At 64.2% G+C, this 10,632-nt stretch carries 14 protein-coding genes and 1 pseudogene; 3 read left to right on the top strand and 12 right to left on the bottom strand.

Features of this window, described 5'->3' with window-relative positions; genetic code table 11:
* From F6S12_RS33940 to F6S12_RS26940, 3 genes and pseudogenes are all read right to left on the bottom strand, one after another.
* Positions 1-523: methyl-accepting chemotaxis protein (locus F6S12_RS33940; protein WP_409999854.1), on the bottom strand; the 523-nt coding region annotated here is incomplete at its 3' end.
* A 201-nt stretch (positions 524-724) separates the two neighbouring features.
* Positions 725-1,603 (bottom strand): annotated as a pseudogene (locus F6S12_RS33935) (methyl-accepting chemotaxis protein); the annotation flags it as partial.
* A 131-nt stretch (positions 1,604-1,734) separates the two neighbouring features.
* Positions 1,735-2,031 (bottom strand): hypothetical protein, encoded by a 297-nt coding sequence (locus F6S12_RS26940; protein ID WP_134532545.1) that lies wholly within the window; start codon positions 2,029-2,031, stop codon positions 1,735-1,737.
* Positions 2,032-2,098: 67 nt separating this feature from the next.
* Here F6S12_RS26940 and F6S12_RS26935 point away from each other — a divergent pair, with 67 nt between their 5' ends.
* A complete protein-coding gene (locus tag F6S12_RS26935; RefSeq protein ID WP_011059143.1) occupies positions 2,099-2,776 on the top strand; it encodes a histidine phosphatase family protein in 678 nt (225 codons plus the stop codon).
* 50 nt (positions 2,777-2,826) lie between these two features.
* Here F6S12_RS26935 and F6S12_RS26930 read toward each other — a convergent pair whose 3' ends face one another.
* The 3 genes from F6S12_RS26930 to F6S12_RS26920 form a co-directional block, all read right to left on the bottom strand.
* The gene (locus tag F6S12_RS26930) at positions 2,827-3,408 is read right to left on the bottom strand and encodes a DUF2589 domain-containing protein (protein ID WP_011059144.1); all 582 of its coding nucleotides are present in this window, start codon (positions 3,406-3,408) and stop codon (positions 2,827-2,829) included.
* Positions 3,409-3,488: 80 nt separating this feature from the next.
* The gene (locus F6S12_RS26925) at positions 3,489-4,148 is read right to left on the bottom strand and encodes a DUF2589 domain-containing protein (RefSeq protein WP_011059145.1); all 660 of its coding nucleotides are present in this window, start codon (positions 4,146-4,148) and stop codon (positions 3,489-3,491) included.
* Positions 4,149-4,230: 82 nt separating this feature from the next.
* Complete coding sequence (locus F6S12_RS26920) at positions 4,231-4,614, bottom strand: hypothetical protein (RefSeq protein ID WP_011059146.1); 384 nt, start codon at positions 4,612-4,614, stop codon at positions 4,231-4,233.
* A gap of 168 nt (positions 4,615-4,782) precedes the next feature.
* Here F6S12_RS26920 and F6S12_RS26915 point away from each other — a divergent pair, with 168 nt between their 5' ends.
* Positions 4,783-5,340 (top strand): pesticin C-terminus-like muramidase, encoded by a 558-nt coding sequence (locus F6S12_RS26915; protein ID WP_152685931.1) that lies wholly within the window; start codon positions 4,783-4,785, stop codon positions 5,338-5,340.
* 42 nt (positions 5,341-5,382) lie between these two features.
* Here F6S12_RS26915 and F6S12_RS26910 read toward each other — a convergent pair whose 3' ends face one another.
* From F6S12_RS26910 to F6S12_RS26890, 5 genes are all read right to left on the bottom strand, one after another.
* Entirely contained in the window at positions 5,383-5,841 is a 459-nt protein-coding gene (locus F6S12_RS26910) for a hypothetical protein (RefSeq protein WP_015634072.1), read from the bottom strand.
* 85 nt (positions 5,842-5,926) lie between these two features.
* A complete protein-coding gene (locus tag F6S12_RS26905) occupies positions 5,927-6,124 on the bottom strand; it encodes a hypothetical protein (RefSeq protein WP_053148968.1) in 198 nt (65 codons plus the stop codon).
* A 148-nt stretch (positions 6,125-6,272) separates the two neighbouring features.
* Positions 6,273-7,739, bottom strand: a complete 1,467-nt coding sequence (locus tag F6S12_RS26900; RefSeq protein WP_041751939.1) for an ArnT family glycosyltransferase — start codon at positions 7,737-7,739, stop codon at positions 6,273-6,275.
* Positions 7,740-7,872: 133 nt separating this feature from the next.
* Positions 7,873-8,238, bottom strand: a complete 366-nt coding sequence (locus F6S12_RS26895; RefSeq protein WP_169893843.1) for a hypothetical protein — start codon at positions 8,236-8,238, stop codon at positions 7,873-7,875.
* 19 nt (positions 8,239-8,257) lie between these two features.
* Positions 8,258-8,611 (bottom strand): winged helix-turn-helix transcriptional regulator, encoded by a 354-nt coding sequence (locus F6S12_RS26890; RefSeq protein WP_152685932.1) that lies wholly within the window; start codon positions 8,609-8,611, stop codon positions 8,258-8,260.
* A gap of 106 nt (positions 8,612-8,717) precedes the next feature.
* Between F6S12_RS26890 and F6S12_RS26885 the strand changes: the two genes are divergently transcribed.
* On the top strand, positions 8,718-9,752 hold the full coding sequence (locus F6S12_RS26885; protein WP_015634076.1) for a zinc-binding alcohol dehydrogenase family protein: 1,035 nt from the start codon (positions 8,718-8,720) through the stop codon (positions 9,750-9,752).
* A 100-nt stretch (positions 9,753-9,852) separates the two neighbouring features.
* On the opposite strand, the gene F6S12_RS26880 is transcribed toward F6S12_RS26885, so the two are convergent.
* A complete protein-coding gene (locus F6S12_RS26880) occupies positions 9,853-10,371 on the bottom strand; it encodes a hypothetical protein (RefSeq protein WP_169893847.1) in 519 nt (172 codons plus the stop codon).
* Positions 10,372-10,632: the final 261 nt, after the last annotated feature.

Below are 10,632 nucleotides of genomic sequence, written 5' to 3'. Positions count from 1 at the left end.
GCTGGTTCATCGATTGGATGTTGGACACGGTGCGGGTGATGCTTTCCAGCGAGGCGCCGGCCTTGCGGGTCAGTTCGACGCTGCTGTCGGTCAGGCTGCGGCTGTTGTTCATCACGGTAGCCACTTGCTGGGTACCGTTCTGCAGGCCGGCCACCAGTTCCTCGATCTCTTCGGTGGACTTCTGGGTGCGCTGGGCCAGGGCCCGCACTTCGTCGGCGACCACGGCGAAACCACGCCCGGCTTCACCGGCACGGGCGGCTTCGATGGCGGCGTTCAGTGCCAGCAGGTTGGTCTGTTCGGCCACCGCCTTGATCACGTCCATGACGCTGCCGATCTTGTCGCTTTCCTGTTGCAGCACGGTCATGGCGTCGGTGGAGCGCACCACTTCGCTGGCCAGGCGCTCGATCTGCTCGATGGCCTGGGCCACCACCTTGTCGCCCTGGCGGGCTTCGCCGTCGGCGGCGGCCGCGGCCTGGGAGGCTTCTTCGGCATTACGCGCGACTTCCTGCACGGTGGCGGTCATCTCGTGCATGGCGGTGGCCACCTGGTCGGTCTCGACTTTCTGGCTGTTGACCCCGGCGCTGGTTTCTTCGGTCACCGCGGACAGTTCTTCGGCGGCGCTGGCGATCTGGGTCACGCCGTCGCGGATGCCGCTGATCAGCTCGCGCAGGGTCACGCCCATGCGCACGATGCCTTGTTGCAGCACGCCCAGTTCGTCGCGGCGGGTGACCTGCAGGTTCTCGGTCAGGTCGCCGGAGGCGATGCGCTCGACCACGGCCAGGGTTTCCTGCAGTGGGCGGGTGATCTGCCGGGTGATGATCACGGCGGCCAGTACACCGACCAGCAGCGCCAGCAGGGTGCTGATCAGCTGCAGGCTGCGGGCCTGAGCGCTCTCGATGTCGCGGCGGTCCAGCTGGATCTGGTACAGGGCGTCGCTGCGGCTGACGATGTCGGCGCCCTGGTCGGTCATTTCCTTGCGCGCCTCTACGGCGTTGCTGAAGGCGACCTTGAAGGCCTGCAGCGAGCTGCGGTAGCCGCTCAGGGCGGTTTCCAGCTGTTGCAGGGCATCGCGCTGGGTGCTGCTGAAATGGGACTTGAGCTGATCCATTTCGGCAATCGCAGCGTTGAGCTGGGTGACGGCTTTCTGTTCGGTGTCCGGGTTGTTGGTGGTGACGTAGCCGCGCACTTCATAGCGCGCCAGCTGGAAGGCTTCCTTGGCCTGGGTGATGGCCTGGAACTGCGTAAAGCGCTCGTCGCTCAGGGGCAACTGCTTGACCCAGGAGTTGATCCCGTTGATCAGGTCATTGGCGCGTTCGGCGTTCTGGTTCATCGCCAGGCGCGCAGCGTCGCCGCTGCGGTAGGCGTTGCGCATCTTGTTCAGCGAATCCTGATAGGCACTGATGGTTGCGCCCAGGCCTTGCAGGAGCTTGATGTTTTCCGGGCTCTGGAACGAGGCCAGGAGTTTTTTCTGCTGGGCGCTGAAATCGTCCAGGGTGTTCTGCACGCCTTGGGCGGCGGTTTCGTCGCCGTTGGCCAGCATGTACTGCAGGCGGGTGACCCGCAGCTTGGTCAGGCCGCTGTTGAGCTGGGTGATGTCGCTCATCCAGTTGCTGCGGTCGATCAGGCTGCCCAGGCTGGTCCAGCCGGTCAGTGCAAGGATGGTGGTCAGGGCCAGGACCAGGCCGAAACCCAGGCCCAGCTTAAGGTTGACGCTGATGTTGGCAAACCAACTACTCATTGAATTCCTCCAGGAACGTAGCTCTTCTTGATCTTGAGTTGGCTGGAAGATTGTTGTTGTTGGTGACCAGCAAGGTGTTTTGTAGGGGGTGTATCGGCGGGATGTGCCATAGCTGAAACGATTTCGTCGGCATTGTCCCAAGACAATGTTTTAGGCGATGGACGGCTATTTTGCGGGATGTGTCGCCGGTCCGTTGAGCTTTTTTTCACATTGATTTCACTCGGGCCCCACGCCCGGCGCCCTAGAGTCTGGGCGGTCGATGCCACGGGCATCGGCCAGCGTTCAATTGTCATCAGGCTTTCGTAGCCTTGCTGTGCGCTGCTCAACACATCGGAACATTCTCGTAAGGGCGGCTGGGAATTGACTACAAGACTGGTGTTGCCGGCGAGCAAGCGGCCCTTCCTGGGGCGCGTCCTGGTCCGTTACAAGAACCTGCTGGCGCTGCTGCTGGGCGCCTGCCTGGTGATTCCCCTGGGGCTGTTCCTGCTCCGGCCGGCCTCGGTGCCCGACCTGAGCCACGGCAACGGGGCCGGGCTCCAGGCCCTGACGGCCGCCTGGGACAAGGGCGAAATGATTGTGCTGGTGCGCCACATGGAGCGCTGCGACCGCTCCAATGCCGCGTGCCTGGGCCCGGCCGATGGCATTACCGACCGGGCCCGCGAGGTGGCGGTGGGGCTCGGCGCGCAGTTCGAGCACCTGGGCCTGGAGCGTACCGATATCTACAACAGCCCGTTGACGCGCACCGCGCAGACCGCGAGCTACATGTTCAGCAAGGTCAGCAGTGGCGATGGCTGGCTGTTCAACTGCAAGAACACCATGTTGCGCGATGTCATGGCGCACAAGGTCGCCGGGCGCAACCTGGTGCTGGTGACCCACAGCGAATGCATGGCGCAGATGGAGCAGGACCTGAAACGGGCGACCCCGACCCTGGGGTACGGCGCTTCCCTGTTCGTCTCCACCGATACCCTCAATGGCGCGCCGAAGATGCTCGGCCTGATCGAGGCCAGTGACTGGCGCTCGGTGAACCTCAAGCCCTGACCGCAGGCGGCCGCTCCGTGTGGCTGGCCTTCAGGGGCATAGGAAGCGGCTCAAGGTGCCAGCAGGTCCGGCTCGGCCGGTGGCGTGCCAGCCGCTGGCGGGGTGGCTGGCGGGCCGTCGTTGATGCGCTGCGGGCTGATCAGGTTGGTGAACTCCTCGATCAGGCGCTGGATCGCTTCCGGCGGCTGGCAGTCGCGAAACTCCATGCTGATCTGTACCTCGTCCGGGTCGCGTTCCTGGCCGTCACGCTTGCCGCTGCCGAAGGTGACGAAAAACTTCTCGCTCTGCAGCTCGCCGTTCTCCAGGTCGTGGCTGGCCTTCTGCAGCTCGGTGGCCTGCATGCGCACCGACAGGTCGACAGTCATCTTGTGCAGGGCCAGGCCCTTGGGCGAGACCAGGGCAATCAGCGGCACATTGATGATGTGGTCTTCGTTGAGCGCCACCTCGACCATCTTGGCCTTCATCGGCGTGCCCAGGTCGTCGACGTTGTAGTCGAAGAACTGGTCGAACAACTTGATGTACTGCTGGGCGATCAGGTTGTGGGTGGCGGCTGCAGCCTGATGCATGCCGCGGGTGATATGGCTCAGGTCGCTGGCGGACATGGGCTCCTTGCTGCGGGAAAAAAACGCCATGGATCACGCTCCTTGTTCGGTGGCTGAAGTGCCCCGCCATGAAGGCGGGGCGGGTTACTGGGGCGAAGGCGCGGTGTGGATCAACCGCCGGTGCCGGTTTTCTTCTCGTCCGCGGCATCGGGCATTTTCAGCGCGTTGGCGGTCGGCAGCTTGTCGGTGTCGGTCGGTTGAGTGCTAGGCAGCCGCACAGGCTTGGTGGCTGCGTCGGTGAGGAAGTCGATGACCCGCATCAGGGCTTCCGGTGGGTCCTGGCGGACGATCTTGGTGCTGATGGCGTAGCGGGCACGGGTGTCGGTCTTGCGGGTCTGGGTCGATTTGTGGCTCGCCGCGCCCTTGACCGAAACGCTGAACGGGCCCCAGCCCATCTTCGCCTCGAAACTGCCGGAGGCTTCGGTGCTGCTGGTGTCCTCGGCCATCTGGCTGATGGTCAGCTCGAACTCGATGGAGCCTTCCTCGATGGTGATGTTGGGGTGACTGATGGCCGCCAGCAACGGGATGCGCATCGACTTCTTCACGGTGCCCTTGTACACCCCCTGCTCATCCACCAGGGTTTCGTCATAGTCGAACTGCACCGAAACCGCCTGGCCGTTCTGAATGCACACGCCCATCAGGAAGTCCGCATAGGCTTTGCTCGCGGCGACCTGCGCCTGAATCATCGCCATCAGTGGACCGGTGATCATCTTGTCCAGGGGCAGGGCGGCGATCACGCCGCCAATCAGACCCTTATCGATATCTGCCATGGTCTAGCTCCTTGTTCTTTGTTGCGCGAAATGCGCCCTTGCAGGTTAAGAAAGCCGTGAAGGCCGATTCAGCAGGAATCGATTACCGGTGAGTGTTGGCATCCAGGCGGCGGATGTTGCCGATCTGCCGCAGGCTCAGGCCGTACTTGTCCGCCAGCACACTGCGGGAAATACCGCCCAGGCTTTCCAGTTGAATGTGCTGGTTGCGGATCTGCCGGCAGAAGTGGTCGGCCTTGGGGATCTCCAGGGCCAGGCCGGCGAAACGCTCGATCAGCGCGTTGAGGGCGTCGGGCGGAAGGATCAAAGCCAGGGAGGTACGTTCGGCGTGCTTGGGGATGTACTTGGGGCGGCCGCCGTATTCACGGGTCAGGCGGTAGGCATTTTCCAGTCCGATGCAGTCGATGAGGGCCTGGAGCGAGTGAGGGAGCTGGCGAACATCGATGAGTACGAGGTCTTTCACGTCCATTTGGTACCTCCTTGGAATTATGGATAAGGCTGGTTTGATCCTAAGGAGGTGTCTCGTCCTCTGTTCAGTGGGAAATTTCCCCCCTATTAAGGGGAACTATTACATTCTGATGTTGTATCGGTCGCTGGTGGTGCACTGGATTTTCCTAAACTGGATGAGGAAAAATCCATGTCACGCTACGCGATTGATTTCAGTTTTATCGCCTCTCTGGAGGGAGCTGCCATTACCCGCGGTTATGTGCCCGATCCGGACAAGAGCAAGAGTGGCGTCACGGTGGGCACAGGCTTCGATCTGGGGCAACGGAACGTAGAGGACCTGCAGGCGCTCAATCTGCCGGCGGACCTGATCCGGCGACTGACCCCCTACCTGGGGCTGAAGGGGCTCAAGGCCAAGGCGTTTCTCGACGGCCAGCCCTTGAACATCAGCAGTGACGAGGCGCTTTTGGTGGACGAGGCATTCAAGGCGCCCTTCGTCGATCTTCTGGCAGCGAACTACACCCAGGCCAGCGGAGTGGACTTCGCCCAACTGCCGGCACCGATGCAGACCGTTATCGCCTCGGTGGCCTTTCAGTACGGCAACCTGGCCAGTCGCACACCGAACTTCTGGGCCCAGGTGGTGGCCCGCGACTGGAAGAGTGCCCTGGCCAACCTGCGCAACTTTGGCGACAGCTACGGCACTCGCCGGCGCAAGGAGGCTGATCTGCTGGGCTCGCAGCTAACCTCGTAAGTGCTCGCCGCCCAGGCTCAAGGCCTGGGCGGCTTGCCGGTTTCAAGGGCAGGGGTAGGTTTGCAGCAGGCTGGCGTTGCCCATGTGGCTGGTGTCGTCGGGTTGTGTGCCGCTGGGCAGCGAGCGCCAGTCCACCAACAGGCACATGGCCTTGAGGGAAATGCCCTTGGCTTGGCCGATGGGGTTGGAAAACTCATAGCGGTACAGCGCCTGGGTGGTGTTCTGCGGGGTTACGCTGCTGGCATTGATCAAGGTGCTGCGAGCCATGTCCGGCAGTTTGTCCTGGGTGATGGTGAAGCGCGGTTGTTCACCCTGTTGGGTGAACGCGCCCTGGTCCCGAGAGCGTTTCCACAGCTGCTGCCACTGGCTGTTGCCGGCGGCGGTGCTCAGGGTGGCGGCGTAGGCCTTGAGGGTGGCGGGTGGGAGATTGGTGGTTTCCAGGGCGTGGGCAGCGCTGGCCAACAGGCTCAGGCCGAGGATCAGTGAACGCAGAATCAACATGGGAATATCTCCTTTTCCAGGCCGCAAGGGCCTGACACGAACATAGGGAAGATCCCGGCAACGAGGGTATCGCCGGGGGCAAGGCTCAGCGGGCGTCGAGGTAGTCCCGACGCAGGCCTTCCTTGCTGCTCTTGGCGATCAGTTCCTTGGCCACGGTGTTCTCGATGGCGTTGTCGTTGATGTTTTCCACCCCAAGGATGTTTTGCGCCGCCAGTTGCTGGCGCAACCCGGCCTTCTGGGCAACGGCCCGGCTCAGGGTACTACTGATAACGGTGATGCTCATGTCTGACTCCTTTTCGGGGAAAGCCCGTCGTTGGGCAGGAGTCATGGTTTCAAGGGCGGCGGGCGGGTATCAGCGGGAAAGGGTTCAAGGGGCATGGGCGGCAGGGATGGGCAAACGGCACCTGATTCAGGTGCCGTTTTTTTTGCGTTCAGCCGGCCGGCGCCAGGTTGACGAAGTAGTAGGCCTGGCGGCCCACCATGAGGGTCTGCTGGATCTGCAGCGGCGGCTTGGGCGCCTCGGCGCCACCCAGTACCGCCATGTGCTGCGGTGACTCGCGCAAGAAGGCCAGCAGTTGCGCCTCGTTCTGCAGGTCCTTGAGCAGGCTCTGGGTGTAGAACACGCTGGCGCCGGCGATGCGTTCGTTGGCCTGGTACAGCGCCAGCTGGTGCCCGCTATCCTGCAACGCCATGATCCGGTCGGTCACTGGAACGAACGACAGTTCGCGGTCGGCCCTGGGCGCGGCCCATTGGGCGTTGACCAGATAGCCGCCGATCACCAGGGCCATGAGCGCTATCAGGCACCCCCTGCGCTGGCGCCCCACGGTACTCCAGAAACCCGTGCCCGGGGCCCGCTTGGCCAGGCGCTGGTAGAGCACTGCGCCATATTCCGCCGCCAGCACCGCCGCGGCCGGGGTCAGGGACATCAGGTACACCGTGCGCTTGCTCGAAGCCAGGCACAGCAAGGCGAACTGCGCCAGTAGCCAGAGGCTGAAAAACAGCAGGTAGCGGTTCTGCACCAGGGTTTTACGGAAATGCCACAGGCCCAGGTAAACCAGGATGTTCCACGGCAGGAAGGCCTGGGGCAGCTTGGCCAGGTAGTAGTAGAAGGGCTCGTAGTGCCCGGCCTCCTCGAAGGAGCCGTCGAAGCGCCCGACGCTGTTGGTCCACAGCACTTCCCCCAGGGCCTGCAGGCCGCCGCGCTGGTAGAGCATGTACAGCCAGATCATCAGCGGCACCAGCCCCAGCAGGGTCAGCAGGCCCGGGCGCAGCCAGTGGCTGAAGGTGAAGCGCTTGTCGATCAGGCTGTCGGCCAGCAGGTAGGCGAAGATCACCACCCCGGGCATGGCCAGGCCGAGCACGCCCTTGCTCAGGGTGGCGATGGCGATCCCGCCGGCGAACGCCAGCCAGGAGAGCAGCGCCGGCTGCTGCGCGGCCTGGCGTCGATGGGCCTGGAAAAACGCCAGCAGGGCCAGGGTTACCCCGAGGCTGAGCAGGGCATCCTCGCCCACGCCGCGCACGTTGCTCCAGTAACTGGCCATGGTCGCCAGCATCAGCCCGGCCATGGCCGCCAGGGCTGCCGGCCGGCCAAAGCGGCGCAGCATGGCGTACAGCAGCATCACGCTGAACAGCCCGGCGAAGGCCGAGGCCAGGCGCACCGCCAGGGGCGTGCCGCCGAACGCGCGGATGGCCCCGGCATCGAGCCACAGGCTCAGCGGCGGTTTTTCCAGGAATGGCGTGCCGAACAGGCGCGGTGTGACCCAGTCATCGTCCAGGTGCATTTCCATGGCGATCCCGGCCACCCGGGCTTCGGTGGAACCTTGCAACTGGTGGTTGCCCAGGGCAAAGAAGAACAGCAGGCAGGCCAGCAGAAACAGCAGCGGAGCGGGTCGTGACATGAGTTGTGCGCCGGCAGGTCGAGGGGCGCAGCCGGAAGGCCGCGGGCAAGCCCGAAAGTATACGTAGGCAAGTCTTAACGAATTGTGAACAAGTAGGGGTAAAACGTGCGGATGTTCGCCGGCTGTGCGCGGGTTAGCCCATGGCCTGCTGGTAGGCGGCCACGGCTTGCGGGAACAGCTGTTCGTAGAGGGGGTAGGCGATGCCCAGCACGGTGATCTCGATGGCATCGGCGCCACATTCGGCGGAGTAGTCCTGAATGCTCACGCCCAGGGCAGGCACGGGTTGGTCGAGGTGGTGTACTACCAGGTGCAGCCCGCTCTGGCTCGCTCCTGCCAGTGCACGAACCTGCTGCTGGAGGCCGGCATAGGCCGGGGCGGCGATGAATTGGCCGAAGGCCACACCCATGGGCGGGTCGGCCGACTCCAGGGCCGACCAACCGAGCAGGGTCGAGCCCTGGTAGACCTTGAACCTTGCTGGAGCATCCGGGTGGGTGGGCATAGGGGGCTCTGGTGAGGGATCAGGTGAGGGCGCTTTCCTGCTGTTGCCGGCTGATGCGCCCGCGGCCCCAGGCCGACAGCGCCTCGATCACCGGCTGCAGCGATTGCCCCTCGTCGGTCAGGCGGTATTCCACCCGCGGCGGCACCTCGGCGTACACCGTGCGCGACACCAAGCCGGTGGCTTCCAGGTCCCGCAACTGCTTGGTCAAAAGACGTTGGGAGATCCCCGGCAGGCGCCGTTGCAGTTCGTTGAAACGCAGGAACTCGTTGGCCAGCAACTGGTGCAGGACCACGCCTTTCCAGCGGCCGTCGATCAGGTCCAGGGTGACCTCCACCGGGCAGCCTGGAATGTCCTGATAGTGTTTGTGTTTCATTGCCTGACGACCCTTTTGCGTAGCTGGTACGCAAAAGTACCCTACTTGTGCGGGCAGGGCATGAGGGATTTAAGTGTGCGCTTTCAATCGCCAAGGAAGCTCTGCAATGAAGGCCATCGCCTACCTCAAAGGCTCGCACCTGTCTGACCCCCACGCGTTCTGCGAGGTGCAACTGGACCCGCCGCCACTGGAACCCCACGACCTGCTGGTGGCGGTCGAGGCAGTGTCGGTCAACCCCCTGGATACCAAGGTCCGCGCCGGCCAGGTGGCGGTGCCCGACGAGGTGCGGACCCTGGGCTGGGACGCCAGTGGCGTGGTCCGCGCGGTGGGTAGCGCGGTGACCCTGTTCGCCCCTGGGGATGCGGTGTTCTATGCCGGCACCTTCACCCGCGATGGCGCCAATGCCGAGCTGCACCGGGTGGACGAGCGCCTGGTGGGGCACAAGCCGGCCAGCCTGTCCTTCGCCCAGGCGGCCGCCATGCCGCTGACCTCGCTGACCGCCTGGCAATTGCTCTTCGAGCGCCTGGGCCGGGTGCCCGGCGACCTCGCTGAACAGGGCACGCTGTTGATTGTCGGCGGTGCCGGTGGCGTTGGCTCGGTGCTGATCCAGCTGGCGCGCCGGCTGACCGCAATGACCGTCATCGCCACGGCTTCGCGGCCGGACAGCCGCCAGTGGTGCCTGGACCTGGGGGCCCATCAGGTGCTGGACCATTCCCGTTCGCTGGTGGAGCAACTGGCGGCCCTGGACCTGCCACCCGTGACCCATATTGCCGCCCTGACCCATACCCAGCGGCACTATGCCGAGCTGGCCCGGATCATCGTGCCCCATGGCCATATCGCGCTGATTGACGATCACGACTTCTTCGATGCGGTGCCGCTCAAGGCCAAGAGCGTGTCCCTGCACTGGGAGATGGTGTTCACCCGTGCCCTGTTCCAGACCCCGGACATGATCGAGCAGCACCGCATCCTCAACCGGCTGGCGCAACTGCTGGACCAGGGGCTGATCCGCTGCACCCTGAATGAAGTCTTCAGCCCGTTCAACGCCGACAGCCTGCGCCGGGCCCATGAGCGCGTGGAGCAGGGCGGCCTGCCGGGCAAGGTGGTAGTGGCCCGCGACGCCCAGGCCATCGCCTCCTTGTAGGCGCTGGCTGGGTGGGCGCTGATTGGGTGCTGGCTTGCCAGCGAAGGCGGCACCACCTCTGGCGCAGGGCCGCAGGGCCTCTTCGCCGGCGAGCCGGCTCCTACGGGAGTGGAGTGTCGGGGAGGACTGATCGGCGCAGGTGGCGCCCGCTGCGCCACCAGAAGATGCCGCCGAGGAAGGCCCCAGAACAGCCGAACAGCGGCGCCACCGGCAGGTAGCGCGCCAGCCCTTCGGGCTCGGGTTCATCATCCGGCGAGTCGGTGTAGAAGCTCGACGGGGCCAGGCTCATCACCAGCGGAATGGTCGGCATCGCCGCCAGTGCACCGCAGAACAGATAGATCAGCACATTGCGCCAGGCAAAGCGCTGGGCCAGCCAGAAGAACAGCACACAGGGCAGGACCGTGAAAATGCCGATCAGCACACCGCTCAACACCAGGGTCAGCAGGCCCACGAACAGCGTCTGGAGAATGATGTCCGTGTTCAACGCGCCGGCACCGGCCAGCATCCCCAGCATCAGCAGCACGGCCACGAGCGTGGCCAGGGCCGTGACGCCGATGAAGTAGGCGGCGAACCAGTCTTCAGGCTGCACGGTACGAAGGGTTGGCGTTTTTGCGGGCATGGGAACTATCGCTTCTTGAGGTGAGTGACAAGGCCGAGGCCGTGTGAGCTTTCTTTGCCGGCATGCCGGCTCCTGCAGGAAGTAGTCAGCACAGATGACGCCCGCTGAGCCACCAGGACATCGCTCCCAGAAAGGCCCCGCAAGCGCCGAACAAGTGTGCCAACGGCGCATAGCGCTCAAGGATGTTGACGCCGTGCGGGAGGTTGAAAAAGCCGGGAGACAGGCTCACCACCATGGGAATGGCGGGCAGCGCCGCCAGGG

The sequence above is a fragment of the Pseudomonas sp. JV245A genome, from assembly GCF_032424515.1.
GTDB lineage: Bacteria > Pseudomonadota > Gammaproteobacteria > Pseudomonadales > Pseudomonadaceae > Aquipseudomonas > Aquipseudomonas protegens.
Note: the sequence above shows the minus strand (reverse complement) of the source record. Positions and strands in the feature narration are given on the sequence as shown.